Annotated in this window: 19 protein-coding genes, 1 rRNA gene and 1 other RNA gene; 1 reads left to right on the top strand and 20 read right to left on the bottom strand. The window is 58.6% G+C overall.

What is annotated here, in order from left to right:
- The 17 genes from DLM86_RS21275 to rpoE all read right to left on the bottom strand — a co-directional run.
- A 16S ribosomal RNA gene (locus tag DLM86_RS21275) occupies positions 1 to 67 on the bottom strand; the annotation flags it as partial.
- Between the two features lie 376 nt (positions 68 to 443).
- Positions 444 to 707, bottom strand: a complete 264-nt coding sequence (locus tag DLM86_RS21270) for a pro-sigmaK processing inhibitor BofA family protein (RefSeq protein ID WP_110842064.1) — start codon at positions 705 to 707, stop codon at positions 444 to 446.
- A gap of 1 nt (position 708) precedes the next feature.
- Positions 709 to 981 (bottom strand): DUF2508 family protein, encoded by a 273-nt coding sequence (locus tag DLM86_RS21265; RefSeq protein ID WP_245954779.1) that lies wholly within the window; start codon positions 979 to 981, stop codon positions 709 to 711.
- A gap of 122 nt (positions 982 to 1,103) precedes the next feature.
- Positions 1,104 to 1,703 (bottom strand): recombination mediator RecR, encoded by a 600-nt coding sequence (gene recR / locus DLM86_RS21260; protein WP_110842062.1) that lies wholly within the window; start codon positions 1,701 to 1,703, stop codon positions 1,104 to 1,106.
- Between the two features lie 24 nt (positions 1,704 to 1,727).
- Positions 1,728 to 2,039 (bottom strand): YbaB/EbfC family nucleoid-associated protein, encoded by a 312-nt coding sequence (locus tag DLM86_RS21255; RefSeq protein ID WP_110842061.1) that lies wholly within the window; start codon positions 2,037 to 2,039, stop codon positions 1,728 to 1,730.
- A 28-nt stretch (positions 2,040 to 2,067) separates the two neighbouring features.
- Positions 2,068 to 3,801 (bottom strand): DNA polymerase III subunit gamma/tau, encoded by a 1,734-nt coding sequence (dnaX, locus tag DLM86_RS21250; protein WP_110842060.1) that lies wholly within the window; start codon positions 3,799 to 3,801, stop codon positions 2,068 to 2,070.
- 82 nt (positions 3,802 to 3,883) lie between these two features.
- Positions 3,884 to 5,299 (bottom strand): PAS domain-containing sensor histidine kinase, encoded by a 1,416-nt coding sequence (locus tag DLM86_RS21245; RefSeq protein ID WP_110842059.1) that lies wholly within the window; start codon positions 5,297 to 5,299, stop codon positions 3,884 to 3,886.
- 160 nt (positions 5,300 to 5,459) lie between these two features.
- Positions 5,460 to 5,725, bottom strand: an RNA gene (ffs, locus tag DLM86_RS21240) — signal recognition particle sRNA large type.
- Positions 5,726 to 5,787: 62 nt separating this feature from the next.
- On the bottom strand, positions 5,788 to 6,177 hold the full coding sequence (locus DLM86_RS21235) for an Asp23/Gls24 family envelope stress response protein (RefSeq protein WP_110842058.1): 390 nt from the start codon (positions 6,175 to 6,177) through the stop codon (positions 5,788 to 5,790).
- 79 nt (positions 6,178 to 6,256) lie between these two features.
- The gene (gene rpmE, locus DLM86_RS21230) at positions 6,257 to 6,454 is read right to left on the bottom strand and encodes a 50S ribosomal protein L31 (RefSeq protein WP_110842057.1); all 198 of its coding nucleotides are present in this window, start codon (positions 6,452 to 6,454) and stop codon (positions 6,257 to 6,259) included.
- Positions 6,455 to 6,571: 117 nt separating this feature from the next.
- Positions 6,572 to 7,825 carry a radical SAM family protein gene (locus DLM86_RS21225; protein WP_110842056.1) on the bottom strand — a complete coding sequence of 418 codons (1,254 nt, stop codon included), beginning with the start codon at positions 7,823 to 7,825 and terminating at the stop codon, positions 6,572 to 6,574.
- A 76-nt stretch (positions 7,826 to 7,901) separates the two neighbouring features.
- On the bottom strand, positions 7,902 to 9,179 hold the full coding sequence (gene rho, locus DLM86_RS21220; protein ID WP_110842055.1) for a transcription termination factor Rho: 1,278 nt from the start codon (positions 9,177 to 9,179) through the stop codon (positions 7,902 to 7,904).
- Between the two features lie 66 nt (positions 9,180 to 9,245).
- Positions 9,246 to 10,532: a UDP-N-acetylglucosamine 1-carboxyvinyltransferase gene (locus DLM86_RS21215; RefSeq protein WP_110842054.1), complete on the bottom strand. Its 1,287-nt coding sequence runs from the start codon at positions 10,530 to 10,532 to the stop codon at positions 9,246 to 9,248.
- A gap of 96 nt (positions 10,533 to 10,628) precedes the next feature.
- A complete protein-coding gene (fba, locus tag DLM86_RS21210; protein ID WP_110842053.1) occupies positions 10,629 to 11,483 on the bottom strand; it encodes a class II fructose-1,6-bisphosphate aldolase in 855 nt (284 codons plus the stop codon).
- A 141-nt stretch (positions 11,484 to 11,624) separates the two neighbouring features.
- The gene (locus tag DLM86_RS21205; RefSeq protein WP_110842052.1) at positions 11,625 to 12,017 is read right to left on the bottom strand and encodes a response regulator; all 393 of its coding nucleotides are present in this window, start codon (positions 12,015 to 12,017) and stop codon (positions 11,625 to 11,627) included.
- Positions 12,018 to 12,186: 169 nt separating this feature from the next.
- The gene (locus DLM86_RS21200) at positions 12,187 to 13,803 is read right to left on the bottom strand and encodes a CTP synthase (RefSeq protein ID WP_110842051.1); all 1,617 of its coding nucleotides are present in this window, start codon (positions 13,801 to 13,803) and stop codon (positions 12,187 to 12,189) included.
- Positions 13,804 to 14,017: 214 nt separating this feature from the next.
- Positions 14,018 to 14,593: a DNA-directed RNA polymerase subunit delta gene (gene rpoE, locus DLM86_RS21195; RefSeq protein ID WP_110842050.1), complete on the bottom strand. Its 576-nt coding sequence runs from the start codon at positions 14,591 to 14,593 to the stop codon at positions 14,018 to 14,020.
- 463 nt (positions 14,594 to 15,056) lie between these two features.
- On the opposite strand from rpoE, the gene DLM86_RS21190 reads away from it, so the two are divergent.
- A complete protein-coding gene (locus DLM86_RS21190; protein ID WP_245954778.1) occupies positions 15,057 to 16,235 on the top strand; it encodes a S8 family peptidase in 1,179 nt (392 codons plus the stop codon).
- Positions 16,236 to 16,257: 22 nt separating this feature from the next.
- On the opposite strand, the gene argS is transcribed toward DLM86_RS21190, so the two are convergent.
- From argS to DLM86_RS21175, 3 genes are all read right to left on the bottom strand, one after another.
- A complete protein-coding gene (gene argS / locus DLM86_RS21185) occupies positions 16,258 to 17,931 on the bottom strand; it encodes an arginine--tRNA ligase (RefSeq protein WP_110842049.1) in 1,674 nt (557 codons plus the stop codon).
- Position 17,932: 1 nt separating this feature from the next.
- Positions 17,933 to 18,343 (bottom strand): YwiB family protein, encoded by a 411-nt coding sequence (locus tag DLM86_RS21180; RefSeq protein ID WP_158289597.1) that lies wholly within the window; start codon positions 18,341 to 18,343, stop codon positions 17,933 to 17,935.
- A 91-nt stretch (positions 18,344 to 18,434) separates the two neighbouring features.
- Positions 18,435 to 19,703 (bottom strand): AGE family epimerase/isomerase, encoded by a 1,269-nt coding sequence (locus DLM86_RS21175; RefSeq protein WP_110842047.1) that lies wholly within the window; start codon positions 19,701 to 19,703, stop codon positions 18,435 to 18,437.
- Positions 19,704 to 19,746 lie beyond the last annotated feature (43 nt).

The following is a 19,746-nucleotide window of genomic DNA, read 5'->3' as shown; positions in this document are numbered from 1 at the left end:
GCTCGACTTGCATGTATTAGGCACGCCGCCAGCGTTCGTCCTGAGCCAGGATCAAACTCTCCAATAAGGAGGGAAACTTCTCCGATCAACCGGCGACGAAATTGGAGAGATTGATCCAGAGGATCAAGCTGTCCTTTTCAGGTTTCCCTTTATTTCAGAGCTGATTGCTCAATTCGTACTGACTTGTTGTGGTCTCTTGCGAGACCGCACTTGCACGCTCGTTGTTCAGTTTTCAAGGAGCAAGGTTTGTCACCTTTTGTCGCTCTGTTTTTCAGCGACTTTATGAATATATCACATCCGCCTTGTTCATTGCAACAGCAATTTTTAACTTTTGGCTTCGATCGCCGGCAAGCCGGCCGGTCAAATCGGCGGAATAACAATATACCACGTCCGGGCGACCCGAATCAACGGCAAATACCGGCTGATTTGGATCGGCCCGCCACCTAGAACAAGACGAGTTTGAGTCCGATCAGCATCAGCAAGCCCGGAACCCCGAGGAGCAGGACGGTAGCGACCGTCGGCATGTTGACCGGGACGTGAAAATCGTACGGGGCCCCGCCCAGATTTACGAAATAGAGCAAAAAAGCGGCAACGACGATATGCAGCACCGCCGCTCCCATCCAATGCCACGATTGTTTGCGCCGTACAAGCGTAACAATAAGAAGAACCGAAGAGACGACAAGCAAACCGAGCCATAAGTAATGCATGTCAGCCTCCCGCCGCCTTGCCGAGGTCGTGGTACAAAACGCTGACGTTCATCCGCTTTGCATTTTTCAGCAGCATCCCGTACCGTTTCTCGGCCGCTTCCAACGCATAAATGGCATAATCGATTTGATCCGGATCAAGCGCATAGTCCAATCGCTGCACGGCATGCTGCCATTCGATTTGCGCGACCCGAATTTCCTCCAGCAATATCTGCTTGTCCCGCATAAGCGGATCCTCTTCCTTGCGCTGCTGCAGCCAAGGGATACGCCATTGCATGTCCATTCACTCTCCCATCCCATTCCACCGTTCGGCTTATTAATACGTATGGGAGAAGCGCCGCAATTAGAACAAAAAAAGCTGCGCGGATCCGCATCCGCACAGCTTCGCTTGCTATTCGTTCAACTCAATTCCCTGCGTCCTTCCAACGCTTTGGACAGCGTTACCTCGTCCGCGTATTCGAGGTCGCCCCCGACCGGAAGCCCGTGCGCGATTCGCGTCACCCGAAGTCCGAACGGCTTGACGAGCCTAGACAAGTACATGGCCGTCGCTTCCCCTTCAATATTCGGATTCGTTGCGAGGATCAGCTCCTGAACCGTATCGTCGCCGAGACGCTTGAGCAGGTCGGCGATCCGGATCTCGTCGGGACCGATCCCTTCCATGGGCGAAATTGCGCCGTGCAGCACGTGGTAATAGCCGTTAAACTCCTTGGTCCTTTCCATCGCGACCAAATCTTTCGGCTCCTGCACGACACAAATCGTAGAGCTGTCGCGGCTTTTGTCTTGGCAGATCCGGCACGGATCGACGTCCGTAATATTGCAGCATACCGAGCAGTAATGCAGATTGCGCTTGACGCTGACAAGCGACTTGGCGAAATCGAGCACGTCGTCTTCCTTCATCCGCAACACGTGAAAAGCCAGTCTGCCGGCCGTCTTGGGGCCCACCCCCGGCAACCGTGTAAAAGCGTCGATCAATTTCGCGATAGGTTCCGGGTAAAACAAGCGAATGGCTCCTTTGCTTGGCGATTAGAACAAACCGGGCATCTTCATGCCGCCGGTAAAGCGGCCCATATCCTGCTCCGCAAGCTGCTCGGCCTTCGTTAGCGCATCGTTGACGGCCGTCAGGACGAGATCCTGGAGCATGTCGACGTCTTCGGGATCGACCGCTTCCGGCTTGATCACGATGTTCGTAATTTTGCGATGGCCCGTGGCCGTGACCGTCACGACGCCGCCGCCCGCGCTGCCCTCGACCGTTTTGCCGGCGAGCTCCTCCTGCGCCTTCAGCATTTGCTCCTGCATCTTCTTCACTTGCTTCATCATTTGCTGCATGTTATTCATGTCGGGATCATCCTTTCCGGTAGTTAAGTTACTCTTTCACGACGACCAACTCTTCGCCGAACAGCTTGATCGCCTCGCTGACGACATCGTCCCCCGGAGGAGCGGCGTCCTGCGCCTCCATCCGCATCACCTCGGGCTGCTCGACGGTACCCGACTGAGCGTCCTTCCATTCCTTCATCATGACGGTAACCAGCTTGAACGGCTGCCCCGTCAGCTCGTGAATGACCTGCTCGATCAATTCCTTATGGGCGGGCTTCTCCGTCGTCTCCCGATGCATGGCGCTCTTGAAGGCAAGCACGAGCGTATCCGAAGTCGCCGCTACGGGTTCACCGTCGACGAGCCAGGCGTGCACCGTAATTTTTCGCTCCTTGACCGTCTGCAGCACTTGCCCCCACTTGCCCAGCACCTGCCTGAAGGTCGGGGAATCGGCATGGGGCAAGTACGGATCCAGCTTGATGCCGGTTTTCAATGCGGCGGACGAAGAGACGGCCCGCGATGTCGGGGCCGGACGCGAAGACGTCTCTTTCGCCGGACCCGCCGCCACTCCCTGCTTCATCAGCTGCTCCAGCTTCTGCTCGAGCTGTGCGATTTTGCGGGTCAACGCCGCCACCTCGGCTCCCCCGTCCTTGCCCGCAGCCCCGGCCTGAGCCTGCGGCTCGGCGGCCGCCGCTGCCGCACCCGGCGAGCTGCACAGCTTCAGCACCGCGACCTCGAATATCGTCTGCGGCTGCGCCGCGTATTTCATCTCGGTCTGGTAATGGTTCAGCACGTCGATAATATGAAACAGCTGCTCGTTCGGGAAGGAGGCGATCATCCCGCGGAAGGCGGCCGGATCGGTAATGCGGTCGGTCCATTCGTCCGCATTCGGAACGAGCTTGAGCATCAAAGCGTCGCGGAAGTAATAGAGCAAGTTCTCCATGCACTTCTCCGCGCTCTTCCCTTCCTGCATGAGCTGCTCGATGCAGGCGAGCGCCGCGCCCGCGTCGCGGTTCGCCACCGCCTCGGCCAGCCGGCCGAACTGCTCCAGGCCGATGCCGCCCGTTATGCCGAGCACCTCCTGCAGCGTCACGTGATTGCCCGTATACGCGATCACTTGGTCAAGCAGGCTGAGCGCGTCGCGCATCCCGCCGTCCGACAGCCGCGCGACGTATTGAAGCGCCTCCGGCTCGGCCGTGACGTTCTCCTGCCCGCAAATGTAAGACAGCCGCGACACTTGCTCCTCGAGCGGGACACGGCGAAAGTCGAAGCGCTGGCATCGCGAGATGATCGTCGCCGGCAGCCGATGCGGCTCGGTCGTGGCCAGAATGAACATGACGTGACCGGGCGGCTCCTCCAACGTTTTCAACAGCGCGTTGAACGCCTCCGTCGTGAGCATGTGCACTTCGTCGATAATATACACTTTTTGCCGCACTTCCGTCGGAGCGTACTTGACCTTCTCCCGGATGTCGCGAATTTCTTCGACGCCGCGGTTGGAGGCGGCATCGATCTCGACGACGTCCATGACGGCGCCTTCGGTAATGCGCCGGCAGGCGGAGCATTCGTTGCACGGCTCTTCGGCCGGCCCGTTTTCGCAGTTCACCGCTTTGGCCAATATTTTGGCCGCCGTCGTTTTCCCCGTTCCCCGTGGGCCGTTGAACAAATAAGCGTGACTGAGCCGCCCTTCGCGAAGCGAATTTTGCAGCGTTTGCGTAATATGCCGTTGCCCGACGATATCCCGAAACGCCTGCGGCCTCCAGATTCGATACAATGCGATGTGCGCCATTCCGACTCTCCCACCGTTTTCGTTATGGCTTCATGGTTCTTCTATGTATTATACACTATCCCGGCCGCTTTTGCCCAACCGGTCAGCTGGGCGAGAACGGCATGCCAACCGTGAATGTGGTGCCATACCCTTTGGACGATACGCGAATGTTCCCCCCGATGTCATGAATGATCCGCTGGCAGACGGACAGCCCCAGTCCGGTTCCGTTGTCCTTGGTCGTGAAGAAGGGGTCGAATATTTTGTCGATCAGAAACGCGGGAATTCCCGGCCCGGCATCTTGAATATCGACGATCACCTTCCGCTCGCGGTAATCGACCTTTTCGATTATCGTCAAAGTCCCTCCCTCCACCATCGCTTCGATTCCGTTTTTGCACAGATTGATGAACACCTGCTTGAGCAGCTCGCGATCGGCGACGACCTTCGGCAGCTGATAAACGGATTGATATTGGATCGTCACATTGTGCAAAACCGCCTGATTGTTGATGATCGGCAAAATGTCGCGAAGCACCGAAGACACGTCGATTTTATCGTACATGACGTGTTTCGGCTTGCTGAGCAGCAAAAATTCGTTGACCAGCTCGTTGATCCGGTCGATCTCGGCCAGCATCAAGTCGGTATACCCCTGCTCGCGCTCCATCCCGTTCGTATGGAACGTCCGGTTCAGCACCTGCAAAAATCCTTTGATCGAGGTCAACGGATTGCGGATCTCGTGCGCCGTTCCCGCCGCGATCTGCCCGATCATCGCCAGCCGGTCGCTGCGCTGCACTTGCTGCTCCAGCGATCGCAAATTCGTGACGTCCTTGAAAATGACGTAGGCCCCTACCACGTTGCCCGATCCGTCCCTCAGCAAGTTGGAGTCCATGAGCAGCTCGTACCGCTCGCGGTTGTTCGTCCACGAAACGGCATGGTTGCGCACCAAGACGCCGTCCAGCAAATTGCGTTGGACGAGCTGATGCTCCTTCGGAACGGACTGAAACACGTCCTCGAGCGACCGATTGAGCGCTTCCCGACGCTCGATGCCGAGAATGTGGCATGCCATATCGCTAATGTCGACGAGCCGAAACTCGTTGTCCACGAGCAGAACGCCCAAATTGACGTCCTTGAAGAACGTCCCGGAAAATTGCTGCAGCAAGCCGAGCCCGTCGGCGGGTACGGCTACGTCCAGCAGCAGCGCAAACAGACTCCGCGAATCGGAGTCGATCCGGCCGAACCAACAGCGTGCCCGTAGGACGCGGCCGCCGGCGCTTACGCTCACCTCGGTCAGCCCGTCCGATCCCGCGCTTGTCTCGCACCGGATCCGCAAGCCGTCCATGCCTTCTTCTTCGGGAAGCAGCTCCCCGAAGACAGTCTCTCCGGAGCGGCGTCCGCCCAGCAAGGCGTCGAACCGCCGGTTACAATCGACAATCGTGCCGTTTTCATCGAAGATGGCGGCCGGAACCGCGACCATGCTGCGGATAAACGTTTGCGGAGACGGCATCGTGATCCGGAACTTATCCATGCAATACCACCTTTTTGTTTTTATACCGGAACTTGTACCCGGCCCCCTCTTCTATACAATTCTACTCGGAATTGTTTTTTCCTTCCAAATGCCAAAACACCGGATAAACGACGGGCGTTTATCCGGTGGAATGTTGCAGCGCTGGGCTGATATGTAGTTACCGTGCACCTGCCGTTGACCTTGCGATCCGGGCGGAACCCTTACCGGTTAGCTCGGGTCAGGCACTCCTCCGGCACATGAACCATCTTGCTTACGGCTGCTTCCTTCCGGACCTGACCGGGTTCACAAGCGTCCATTGCGGAGGACCCGACCGTCAACACTTCGTGTAAAAGTCAGACCCCACATCGACAAGACCGAAAACAGGAATTCAACCCCGCTATAGCGGATTGCGGGTACAGGGCACCGCTACCTCCCCGTCTAGCACGGTACACCTAGTATAGCGGATTGCGTCTTAATACGCAACTTTCATCATCTGGTACCGCACCCAGTCAATCGCCGTTTACCGTCACCTTATAATCGTACCGCGGCACGGCGTGCTGCAGCGCCTGAAGCGCCTCCTGACGGATGCGGTCCTTGTCGCCGTCGGACGTTCCGCGATCGACCGTGAGCCGGACCGTGGCGTTCGTCCCGTTCGTGTTGACGCGCACGTTCCGGACGCCCGCGATCGAAGCGACGGCGTTGCGCATCATATCGGAATCGACTTGGTACGTATGATACGACGGACCTGTCTGCAAATTCGGATTCGTGTTCGTCATCCCCAAGTACCCGTCGTTGTCGTAGGCGTCCGCCTTCGGCTTGGCGTCGCCTCCCCCGCAGGCGGCTGCCAGCAGAACGGGCAGCAGCGCGGCCGCGATCGGCCATCCCGCTTTGAATTTCATACAAAACAACCTCCCTTGGGTTTAGGATGACCAAGAGAGGTTGTTGTATGCACGTATGCGATTCGGCCCGAAGCGAAGCTTAGATGCCGTATTTTTTCTTGAAACGATCCACCCGTCCGCCCGCATCGATAAACTTTTGTTTGCCGGTGAAGTGCGGATGGCAGTTCGAGCAAATTTCCACGCGGAGATTTTGCTTGATCGAACCCGTCTCGAACGTATTGCCGCAAGCGCAAGTAACCGTCGTTACGTAGTATTTCGGTTGAATTTCTGTTTTCATGAGCCTTTCACCTCTTTCCGCCCTGAGTCTCATAGGTGACCCAGAGTTATATGGACACATGATTGCATTATAGCACGCGGTGCCCTTTCTATGCAACTGAAATTGTCGAACGCGCCGTCACGAGACCGTCCGCTTCGGCGGCAAATGAGTATACGAGCCGATGACGACGTCCGGGAGCTCGGCCTCGAATATTTCGATCATCCGCTTCATGCCGTATATTTCGCCTTTCGGCTGCGGGATGAGCTTCAAATAGCCTTCCGGATCGATATTCAAATTGCGCAGCTGGATCAGCCGCAAGCCGGTCCGCTTCGCAAAGCCGATCATCGCCTCGATTTCTTCTTCCCGGTCGGTGACGCCGGGGAACACCAAATAGTTGATCGACGTGTAGACGCCTTTACCGGACGCGTACTTGAGCGACTTCTCCACATTGGCGAGCGTATAGCCTCTCGGCTTGTAGTACGCGTTGTAATGATCGTCGAGCGCGCTGATCGTGCTGACGCGCATCAGGTCCAGCCCGGCGTCGACGATGGCGCGAATATGGTCGCTAAGTCCTGCGTTCGTATTGATATTGATGTAGCCGATGTCGGTCCGTTCCCGGACTTGCCGGATCGCGTCGACGATCAGCTTCGCCTGCGTCGAGGGCTCGCCCTCGCACCCTTGCCCGAAACTGATAATGCTCTCGGGCGACTTCAGATGCTCGAGCATCACCTGGACGATTTCGTCAACCGTCGGCTTGAAATTCATCCGCGTCTGCGGCGCCGGAAACCCGCTGTCGTCGGGCTGCTCCGAGATGCAGCCGTAGCAGCCGGCGTTGCAGGAGAACGAAACCGGCACCGCTCCTTCGAGTCGGGAGAGAAACGTATTGGACGCGGTCAAGCATTCGTATTCGAGCGCGCACTTGGACAAATGCTGGTACAGCCGGTTGTCCGGGTACGTGCGCTTCAGCCGCTCCACGCCGACTTCCAGCTCGCGCGTATCGCAATTACGCGGATTCCACGGCTCCGGATCGTCGCTTTGCCGCGCCGCCACGTAAAACCCGCCGTCCTTCCAGACGACCGCCGTATACCCGAACAGCGGCAGCATCTGCCCGGAATCCTTCTTGACGTAGCCGGGCAGCAGAAGCCGTGTAAACCCTTGCGGCAGCAGCGCGCCGACCGCCGTGTACGGACCGTCGAGCGGCTCCATCCGCTCGGTCCGGTCGTTCCAGCCGATCGCCCGGGTGTTCGGCAGGCTGACCAGCGTCGCGCCTTCCGGCAGCGGAATAAGCTCGTCCTCCCATATTTCCGTGATCATATCGCCGCTGCGCCCGAGCCCCGTCCATTCCGAATGGTCGAATACGTTGCCCGCTTCGTCGGCATATACCAAATGCATGGAGGTTCCCTTCTTTTCGTTCGAGTCTGGTTAAGCAAGGTTGGCGAATGCGCTTTTCGCGCATTCGCCAATGGATTTAAGACGCCGAATTTTTGACGCGCTTGCCGTCGGGCTTCGTGTCGAGCTTCTCGAGAAACTCGGCGTTCGTCTTCGACTCGCCCAGCTTTTTCAGGAACGCGTCCACGAAATCGTGCGAGTCGTTCATATTTTTGCGGATCGCCCATACCTTGTCGAGCTCTTCCTTCGTCAGCAGCATTTCCTCGCGGCGGGTACCGGAGCGGCGAATATCGATCGCCGGGAAAATGCGGCGCTCCGCCAGCTTCCGGTCAAGGTGCAGCTCGAGGTTGCCCGTTCCTTTGAACTCCTCGTAGATGACGTCGTCCATCCGCGATCCGGTCTCGATCAGCGCGGTCGCGAGAATCGTCAAGCTGCCGCCCTCCTCGATGTTGCGCGCCGAGCCGAAAAACCGTTTCGGCCGATGGAACGCGCTCGGGTCGATACCGCCGGACAGCGTGCGGCCCGACGGCGGGATGACGAGGTTGTACGCCCGCGCGAGGCGGGTGATGCTGTCGAGCAGAATGACGACGTCCTTCTTGCTCTCGACGAGCCGCTGCGCCCGCTCGAGCACGAGCTCGGCCACCTTGATATGGTTCTCCGGCAGCTCGTCGAACGTCGATGCGACGACTTCCGCCTTGACCGAGCGCTGCATATCCGTCACTTCCTCGGGACGCTCGTCGATCAGCAGCACGAACAACTCCACATCCGGATAGTTAAGCGAAATGCTGTTGGCGATTTCTTTGAGCAGGAGCGTTTTCCCCGCTTTCGGAGGCGCGACGATCAAGCCGCGCTGTCCCATGCCAACCGGGCTTAACAAATCCATGATGCGAGTGGAAAGATGCGATGGCGAAGTCTCGAGTACGAATTTCTTCTGAGGATAGAGAGGAGTAAGTGCGGGAAAATGAAGCCGTTCGGCAGCCGTCTCCGGTTTTTCTCCGTTTACCGCTTCGACCTGCAGCAAGCCGAAGTATCGTTCATTTTCTTTCGGAGGCCGGCATTTGCCGGATACCTTATCGCCGGAGCGCAGATCGAATTTGCGAATCTGCGATTGGGAGATGTAGATGTCCTCCGAGCTGGGCAAATAGTTGATCGGCCGCAAAAACCCGTATCCTTCCGACAAGACGTCCAAGACGCCCTCCATGAACATCAAGCCGCCCTTTTCGGCCTGGGCCCGCAATATCGCAAAAATCAGTTCTTTTTTCTTCATCTGGCCGTACGAAGGGATTTGATGCTCTTTCGCAAGCTTGTACAGATCGGTCAGTTTCATCTGCTCCAGCTGCGCCAATTGCATATCCATATGTTTTATCCACCACACTATTCATTATTCGAACCGTCATACGAAACTAGCATTTCCCAATTTCTTTCAATCTATTCTCGCAACGGGGGCCAGCTCCGGGCTTTCCTCTTCCCAGATTTCCGCGCCCAGGCTGCGCAAATTGGACACCAGGTTCTCGTATCCCCGGTAAATGTATTCGGTTCCGCCGATCTCGGTAACGCCCGACGAAACGGTCAGCGCCGCGGTGAACAGCGCCGCTCCCGCACGCAGGTCGGTCGCCTTTACCTTGGCCGCGGTCAGAGGACCGCCTTCGATAATGGCCGAGCGCCCTTCGACCTTGATCTTCGCTCCCATTCGGATCAATTCGGGAACGTGCTTGAACCGGTTGTTGTACACGTAGTCGGTCAAAATGCTGACGCCTTTCGCTTGGGTGAGCAGACTGGTCATCGGGGATTGGAGATCGGTGGCGAAGCCGGGGTAGACGAGCGCTTTCACGTCGACGCTTTCGTATTCCGGTTGGCCTACGACGCGGATCGATTCGTCCATCTCGTAAATGTGGACGCCCATCTCCTGCAGCTTGGCGGTCAACGCCTCCATATGCTTCGGGATGACGTTATCGATAACGACGTCCCCGCGGGTGGCCGCGGCCGCAATCATGTACGAACCGGCCTGAATCCGGTCGGGAATGATGGAGTGCCGGCAGCCGTGCAGCGAATCGACCCCTTCGATGCGGATCGTTTCGGTGCCCGCCCCTTTAATTTTCGCCCCCATCGCGTTCAGCAACGTGGCTACATCTATAATTTCTGGCTCTTTGGCCGCATTTTCGATCAAAGTGATGCCTTTGGCGCGCGAGGCCGCCAACATGATGTTGATCGTCGCTCCGACGCTGACGACGTCCAAATAAATTTTCGCTCCGCGCAGCTGCTTCGCCCGAATGTGCAGGCTGCCGAATTCGTTGCGCACTTCCGCACCCAGCGCCTCGAAGCCTTTCATATGCTGATCGATCGGTCGGGGCTCGAAATTGCAGCCGCCCGGCAGGCCGATCGTCGCTTCCCCGAACCGGCCGAGGAGAGCGCCCATCAAGTAATAAGAAGCGCGAAGCTTCTTGACGTTGCCGTTCGGCATCGGATGCGATTTCATCGACGAAGGGTCGATGACCATCTGATCGCCGTTCCGCACGACGCCCGCCCCGAGCTCGCTCAGCAGCTCGGTGTAGATGCCGACGTCGCTGATGACCGGGAGATTGTCCAACACTACCGTCGTTTCCGCCAAAATCGCCGCGGGTATCAAGGCGACCGCGCTGTTCTTCGCGCCGCTGATCGTGACCGTCCCCCGAAGCGGCCGGCCTCCCGCGATCATAAGTTTACCCGTCATGTCCAGCAAATTCCTCCCCATTGTAGTGCAGACAAGAAAAGAACGGGAAACCCACCGGGACCTTTCCCGCCGGTGAATTTCCCGTATTCGCTTCGTTTACGCTTGGTTGCTGCTGCCGAACAGACGAATTTTCGATTTGACGACTTCGACCATCGCTTTGCGGGCAGGGGTCAAATATTTGCGGGGATCGTATACGTTGGCGTCTTTGCCCAGCACGTCGCGGATCGCATCGGTGCAGGCGACCTGGTTTTCCGTATTGACGTTGATTTTGCCTACGCCGGCCGCGATCGATTGGCGGATCGCCTCGTCCGGAACGCCGGAGCCGCCGTGCAGCACGATCGGAACCGGGATCGCCTTCGCCACTTGCTCAATGATGTCATAATGAATTTTCGGCTCGCCCTTGTACATGCCGTGCGCCGTGCCGACCGCGATCGCGAGGCAATCGACGCCCGTCTCCTCGTAGAAGCGGATCGCTTCTTCCGGCTTCGCCAGGTTGGCATGCTCCTCGTCGACGCTGATGTCGTCCTCGACGCCGCCGATCGTGCCGAGCTCGCCCTCGACCGATACGCCCATCGCTTTGGCCGCTTTGACGACTTCCTTCGTCAGACGGATGTTCTCCTCGAGCGGATAGTGGGAGCCGTCGAACATGACGGAGCTGAAGCCGGCGCGGATACATTTCATCGCCACTTCGAAGCTGCTGCCGTGATCCAGGTGAAGCGCGATCGGCAAGCCGGATTTCTTCGCCGCCGCTTCCGCGATCGCTACCGTGAATTCCATCCCCATATATTTCAGGGCGCCTTCGCTCACGCCGAAAATGAACGGCGATTTCTCCTCGATCGCCGCTTCCATGATCGCTTGCGCGAACTCCAGATTGTTCATGTTGAATTGGCCGACGGCGAATTTGTTCGCTTTCGCTTTCGGCAAAAACTCGTTCATCGAGACAAGTGGCATTGGTCGTTCCTCCTAAACGTTCTTCTGTGTGAGATCCGAATGCAATACTGAATCATTATAGCATACTCGTCCAACAAATTGTAATCATTCCCCGGAAAGACGGGGACCTTTCGCCTCGACGAAAAAAAAATAGGACCCTTGTCAGGATCCTATGGCGAGCCGCGGCGTATCCGTGCGCAGTTGGCTGTTGACGGCTTGTCTCAGCTCGTCGATATCGAAAGGTTTCGTAAAGTGCATGAGCGCTCCCAGATCGGTCGCTTCCTTGATCATGTCCAGCTCCCCGTAAGCGGTCATCATGATCACCTTGATGCTGGCGTCGATCTGTTTGATATGCTTCAAAATGTCCAGTCCGTCCATGCCCGGGATTTTCATGTCAAGCAGCACTAAATCGGGAGATTCTTTGCGGACGATTTCGAGCGCCAATTTGCCGTTGGAAGCTTGAAACGTATTGTACCCTTCGTTGCTGAACACTTCAACCAGCAAAACCCGGATGCCGTTTTGGTCGTCGACGATCAACACTTTCTTCTTATCCAATTATCAAACCTCCCTACAACTTGGAATCGAGCCGGGCGACGAACGGCGCCCGTACCCGCCTTGTTCCCTGCAGCTTGCATCGAGTATGGTTAATAACATTCGCTGCAAAGATCGGGATTCCTGCTCCATCGCAAATAAAGTTGAAAGGATTTACAAAAAAGTTAAACATTTAGTCCGCTTGCGCGGAAAGGCTCATCGCCGCCCGTACGAAATGCTTGAAAAGCGGCTGCGGACGGTTCGGACGCGACGTGAATTCCGGATGGAACTGAACGGCCAAAAACCAAGGATGCCCCGGCAGCTCGATCACTTCCACGAGCCGTCCGTCCGGAGACGTCCCGGAAATGCGCAGTCCCGCCGATTCGAGCAGCTCGCGGTATTCGTTGTTGAACTCGTACCGATGGCGGTGACGCTCGTAGACGAGCTCGTCCTCGTAGCATTTCATCGCCAGAGAGCCTTCGGCGATTTTGCACGGATACAAGCCGAGACGCATCGTACCGCCCAAGTCCTCGATCTCCTTCTGCTCCGGCAGCAGGTCGATGACCGGGTACGGCGTCGTCGGGTGGATTTCGGAGCTGTTCGCTCCCTCCAGCTTGGCGACGGAGCGCGCGTATTCGACGACCGCCACCTGCATGCCGAGACAAATGCCGAAGAACGGAATGTTGTTTTCCCGGGCGTAGCGGATCGCCGATATTTTCCCTTCGATGCCGCGATCCCCGAACCCTCCGGGAACGAGAATGCCCTGCACGCCTTGGAGCAGCTCCGCGACGTTATGATCGTATACTTCCTCCGCGTTGACCCAGCGGATGTCGACCTCGGTATCGCAGTCGATGCCTGCGTGTCCGAGCGATTCGACGATGCTCAAATAGGCGTCGTGAAGGGCGACGTACTTGCCGACGATGGCGATTTCCGTCTTGTTCTTCAGCCCTTTCACCTTCGCGACGAGCCGCTCCCACTCCGTCATGTCCGGCGGATTGCGGAACGCGTCCAGCTTCAGATGCTTGACGACGATGTCGTCGAGCCCTTGCTCGCGGAGCATCATCGGCACCTCGTACAGCGTGTCCGCATCCTGGCATTCGATGACCGCCTCCGGGTCGATGTCGCAGAACAGCGCGAGCTTCCGCTTCATCTCTTCCGACAGCGGATGCTCCGTCCGCGTCACGATGACCTGCGGCTGAATGCCGATGCTGCGCAGCTCCTTGACGCTGTGCTGGGTCGGCTTCGTCTTCACTTCGCCGGCCGCCTTCAAATAAGGAATAAGCGTCACGTGGATGTACATGACGTTGTCGCGTCCGATGTCGCTCTTGATTTGGCGAATCGCCTCGAGGAACGGCAAGCTCTCGATATCGCCGACGGTACCGCCGATCTCGGTGATGACGACGTCGGACTGCGTCTCGCGTCCGGCGCGGAAGACGCGATCCTTGATTTCGTTCGTAATATGGGGAATGACCTGAACGGTACCGCCCAAATACTCGCCGCGGCGCTCTTTCGTAATGACGGAGGAGTAAATTTTACCTGTCGTCACGTTGCTCGTCTTGGACAAATTGATGTCGATGAATCGTTCGTAATGCCCGAGATCGAGGTCGGTCTCGGCTCCGTCGTCGGTGACGAACACTTCTCCGTGCTGGTAAGGGCTCATCGTGCCGGGATCGACGTTGATGTACGGGTCGAATTTTTGAATCGTCACCTTCAGCCCTCGGTTTTTGAGCAGCCTGCCCAAGGATGCCGCGGTAATCCCTTTGCCGAGCGACGATACGACACCGCCCGTTACGAAAATATACTTGGTCACTTTGGAAACCTCCGTTCAAGTCTGTAGAGCACGTCCGTTCAAGGTTCAGGCAAAAAAAATAAAAGTGACTCCCGCCGAAACGGGGCACTTTAGTCGGAAACGTCAACGAATTGTAAATCTATAGCCCAAAACATAGTTTACCCGGTCGCCGGGAGACTGTCAAGGGAACTCCGCCGTTGCCGGACGAACGTTCCCCGCGCCTCGCGCAAGCCGGTTATTTGTCGTCGTCGTCCTCCCCTTCGTCCTCTTCGGCGGCTTCTTCCTCGTCCTCGCTTTCCTCGAAGTCGTCGTCTTCGGCCTCTTCGTCGATTTCCTCGATCTCGCCTTCGACTTCCTCGATCTCCGCGTCGTCGATCGCTTCTTCGTCCTGGTAGAAGTCTTCCTCTTCGCCGCTGAATTCGTCGCCGCCTTCGAAGGACTCGTATTCTTCTTCGGTCTCTTCTTCCTCGGTATAATAATCGTCGTCGTCGTCATCGTCGTTGATAATGCGCGGATGCTTCGAGGTGCCGACCGCGTCGTCGGACTTCTCGACCGGATACCAGCGCTTCAACCCCCACAAGTTCGTGCCGACGCACGCGAATCTTCCGTCTATGTTAATCTCCGTATAGAGCTGTGCGATAACCTGCATCACTTCTTCGTCCGACAAGCCTTTGATCTTCGCGATCTCTTGCATCAAATCCCGGTAGTAATACGGATTTTTGGACGCTTTCAGCACTTCGAACGCGAGATCGACCATCGGCATCTCTTTCGCCTGTTCCGCACTCATCTTCAACGAATATTGGCTGCTCATGGACTGACACTTCCTTCCAACGTGGTCTAAGGACAACCGGTTTCGCGGCTTTCGCCCGATCGGCGGGCGCCTTCGCGACGATTCCTTCACTACAATGCCCATTATCACCATTAAGTAAAACCTATTTTATACAAAAAAGCAACAGGGCCGCCCCCGGATCGCCAAAGCGGGAGCGGCGTCCCGCAACGCTTCTCCCGACCGGCTCCGCAAAAAAATAACGGAAGCCGCATGCCGGCTTCCGCCAAGACTGTATCCGCATAGGACGATGAACGGCCGTTCACCACCTTGCATACGCAAAGAGCACCCGTGGGAGCCCTTGCTTCATACTATGAGTCCGCCGAAACGATGACACAACCGTCCGCCTAACTTTGACGAAAAGAGGGCGCTCATCTCATGCGGGCGGGCCGTACAGGTTCATATGATAATCGCATAAACGATCCGATCAGCAGGGGAGGGAATTCACTTGAGCGAATCGGCGCTGCTGCGTATGCTGCGCGAAGCGATCGGAGCGTCCCCGTCATCGGCGAAGCGCCACATTATCCATTTCCGCACCAAATCGGCGTACGGCCGGTTTCTGAGCGCCTTCGAAAACGCAAACGAGCTGTTCCCCGTCAAGACGGTCATTCAACCGATGAAGATCATTCATGCGATATCGTGTTCGCTGCAGGCCGGGCATCCGGCATTGCGTCATCCGAGCATCCGCTATGTCGAAGAAGATATTCCGATTCGGGTTCATTCCTCCCATGCGCGCTACTTGCGCCAGCCGGCCTCCCTCCGCCAGGCGGGCCCCTCCATCCCATGGGGCGTCCGGCAGATCAAGGCGCCGGAGGCATGGAAGGAGACGCGAGGCAGCCGCATCCGGATCGGCGTCATCGACACCGGCATCGATTATATGCACCCCGACTTGCGCGGGCGCATCTCGCGCGGCGTCAACCTGTTGAACCGGCTGCTGCTGCCCGCCGACGACAACGGCCACGGCACGCACATCTCCGGTACGATCGCCGCCTCCAATCAGGAATCCGGCCTGGTCGGCGTCGCCCCGAACGCCGTCATCCATCCGGTCAAGGCGTTCGACCATAACGGCTCGGCCTACGTGTCGGACATCGTCCTCGGCATCGATTGGTGTGTCCGCAACCGAATGCACATCATCAACATGAGCTTCGGCATGAAAAACCGCAGCAAGTCGCTGCACGAGGCGGTCCGCAACGCCTATAAGCAGGGCATCGTCGTCGTCGCCTCCTCCGGCAACGAAGGCAAGAACGCCGCCATCGATTATCCGGCCCGCTTCACCCAGGCGATCTCGGTCGGGGCGACGGCGGCGCACAAAAAAATAGCCCCGTTCAGCAACCGGGGCAGATCGATCGACATTTATGCGCCGGGCGACAAGATCAAGTCGACCTGGCTGAACCGCAAATATATGGAGCTGAGCGGCACCTCGATGGCGACGTCGCACGTCTCCGGCGTCATCGCCCTCATGCTGACGATCCGTCCCGGGCTGACGCCGGCGGAAATCAAGACGCTGCTGCAAAAAACGTCGAACCCGGTCGTCGGCTTGAAGTCGCGCTCCGGCGTCAAAGCCGGCGAAGTCGACGCCGTTCGCGCCCTTCGCCATTTGATGAACGACATGCGAAGCCGCTCGTAAGCAATCTCCGGCCGGGGGCGCCTTACATGCTCGACGGCGCGGATACGCCCACGAGCCGGAGCACGTTGCGGATGACGATGCGCAGCGAGGCGAGCAGGGCGAGTCTCGCCTGCGTCAGCTCCGGGCTTTCGGTAATGACGCGCTCCGCCTTGTAATAGCTGTGGAATTGGGCCGCCAGCTCGTAGACGTACCGGATGAGCCGGTGCGGCGCATATTGCGCGGCCGCCTCCGCCACCTCGGCGGGCAGCTCGCCCATTTTGCGCAGCAGATCGAACTCCGCCTCGGTCCGAAGCGCCGACAGGTCGACCTGCCCGAGCGGCAGCACGGCGACGCCTTGCTCCTCCGCCTGGCGGAAAATGCTGCAAATCCGGGCGTGCGCATACTGCACGTAAAACACCGGATTTTCATTCGATTTGGATATCGCCAAATCCATGTCGAAGTCGAGATGGGAATCGTTGCTCCGCATCGTGAAGAAGTATCGGATCGCGTCGACGCCGACCTCGTCCATCAAATCTTCCATCGTGACCGCCTTGCCGGTCCGCTTCGACATTTTCACTTTCTCGCCGTTCTGGTACAGGCTGACCATCTGCGCGATGAGCACCGTCAGCTTGTCCGGGTCGAAGCCGAGCGCCGCCATCGCCGCTTTCACGCGCGGAATGTAGCCGTGATGATCGGCTCCCCAGATGTTGATCATCTCGTCGAAGCCGCGCTCGTATTTCGTCCGATGATAGGCGATGTCCGGCGTCAGATAGGTGTAGCTGCCGTCGTTCTTCACGAGCACGCGATCCTTGTCGTCGCCGTACGGCGTCGTCCGCAGCCACGTCGCGCCCTCTTCCTCGAAGATATGCCCGTTCGCCTTCAATTGCTCGAGCACCGGAGCGATCTTCCCGGTTTCGTACAGCGACGTTTCGCTGTACCAGACGTCGAACGAGACGCGGAAGCGCTCCAAGTCCCGCTTGATCTTGGCCAGCTCCTTCTCGAGCCCGTACGCCTTGAAGAAGGCGCGGCGCTCGTCCTCGGGGAGCGACGCCAGCCGATCGCCCTCGCGCTCCTTCAGCTCCTGGCCGAACGTCTTGATATCCTCGCCGTAGTAGCCGTCCTCCGGCATGTCCGCCTCGCGGCCGAGCGCTTGCAGATAGCGGGCCTCGATCGATTTGGCCAAGTTGTCCACCTGGTTGCCCGCATCGTTGATGTAATATTCCCGGCTGACGTCGTAGCCCGCGAAATCGAGCACGTTGCACAGCGCGTCGCCGATCGCGGCGCCCCGCGCATGACCGAGGTGGAGGCTGCCCGTCGGATTGGCGCTGACGAATTCGACCTGCACCTTCTTCTTGCCCCCGATGTCGACGCGCCCGTAATCCGCGTCCGCGTTCAGCACCTCCGGCACGACGCCGTACAAGTAGCTTTTGTCCATGAAGAAGTTGATGAAGCCCGGCCCCGCGATGTCGACCTTGGCGATGTACGCCTTCTTCGTATCGAGGCTCGCGACGAGCCGCTCCGCGATTTGCCGCGGGTTCATCTTCGCCGCGCGGCTCAGCTGCATCGCCACGTTCGTGGACAAATCGCCGTGCGCCTTCTCCTTCGGCACTTCCAGCACGACGCTCGGCAGCTGCTCCGGCCCGACGATGCCGGCCGCCGCCACCGCCTCGCGAATCGTTTCCTTCAATAAAGCTTCTATCCGTTCGATGGCGCTCATGTTACGCTTGCTCCTCCTCTATCGTAAGTCTTAGCCGGATTCTTCCGGCGTACGTACCGTCCGCGTACATATCGTAGCTCCAGGACAACGAGCCCAAGCCGTCGCTCAGCTTCCGCTCGATACCGTGCGTATAGCATTCCAGCGGGAGCCTCCCTTGCGGCAAGGCGAAGCTGCCCGGCGTCCGCTCGCCGGAACGGAACGTCAAGTCGGATTCGACGTCCCCGTGGCGGATGACCTTGATGTGCGATTCGTCCCATTTCACCGTCGCCGTCGTCTTGCCCAGCTCCGGATCCGGCTCGGCGTAGCGCAGGTAATACGATCCGTTCCGGTCGTACAGCTCGCCCGACGCCTCCCGCACGTGCACCTGGTCCGCCTGCTTGCTCTCGATGCGGATTCGGACCGATCGTTTCATATGACGCATTCGCTCCCGTCGTCGAAGCCGCATCCGTTGGCGGCTCGCGTGTAGACAATACTCATCAGTGTACCGCACCGGCTGTCGAAATTCAACGGTCGGACAGCCGCTCGACGATCAGCAGCACGTTGCGGATGATATGGTACGGATCTTTGACCGGAAGCGCGACCACTTGATCGAGCGGCCTCCCTTGCCGGTCGCGGATTTGAATCCATTCGCCCACGGTGCGGTCCGGATTCGGAAACGTGCGGAAGACGTAGTCGTGCGTACGGGCATACAGCTCGGCGAACGCCGCGTCCCCCGTCAGACGGCCGGCCAGCAGCGTCGTGTACAGCGCCTCCGAATGCGCCCACCACAGCTTGGTGTCCCACGTCTGCCGCACGTTCGCGTCGAACGCCGTCCCCCGGTCCTCCCCCTTCGGTTCTCCACCGTCGCAATCGACGTAATGGAGCAGCCCCCCGTACGTGTCGTCCCAGCCGATCGCGTACGCTTTCCGGATCGCCCTTGCGATGCGGTCGATCCAATCGGCTCTTCCTTCCTTCTCCGCCTCGTGAAGCAGAAACCACATATCCTCGAGCGCATGTCCCGGGTTGAGATGACGCGAGACGACCCAATCGGCATCCCGGCTCCCGTCGGCTCGCAGCACCTCCGCCACCGTATCGTCCGGCTGGAAAAAGGTCGTCAAGACGTCCTCCGCGTAACCGACCCGCTTCGCCGACAGCTCGTCCGCACGGGAGTGACCGGATGCGAGAAGCGCCTCGTGAACCGTCTGGGCGACGTTCAGCATGATCATCGGAATCGAATGCGACCGGTATCCGTCCGACAGCGTATACGGCTCGCTGCGCAAGTCGCCCGCCGCGATCCGCCGCTCGAGGCTGTCGAACAGCCGCAGCGCCGCCTCCGTCGTCTCCCCGTCCGCAGCCACGCGCCCGTACTCCGCGAAGCCCATGGCGACGAAGCAGTCGACGAACAGGCTGATGTCGTAGCCTTTGCCCGGATACACTTCCTTCTTCTCCCCGTCCCGCGTCAGCAAGTACGCGCAGTTGCCGTTGGCCATGAGCGCGTGCCGCTTCAGAAAGCCGACCGTCAGCGCCGCATGGCGCAAGTAGCCGTCCGCGTCTCCTTCGACGACGCCCCGCCTCGCCGCATCCGCGAGACGCGCCAGCACCCAGACGAACCTTCCTTGCGACCAGACGTATTTGTCCGTGCTCGTCAATGTCGCTCCGTCGTTGGAGAAGCAGGTGAAGACGCCGCCGTGCTCGCGGTCCAGCGCCTTGTCGCTCCACCAGAACGGCAGCAGCGTCCCGTGCAAATGCTCCTTGTACCCCTCCAGCAATTCGCTATCGTTCCCGATCCGCATCGCGATTCCCCCCTCATGTACAAAAAGGAGATGAAAGGGCCGC

Source organism: Paenibacillus flagellatus, assembly GCF_003217775.1.
Classification (GTDB): Bacteria; Bacillota; Bacilli; order Paenibacillales; family NBRC-103111; genus Paenibacillus_AB; species Paenibacillus_AB flagellatus.
This window is presented reverse-complemented; position numbering and strand designations above follow the sequence as displayed.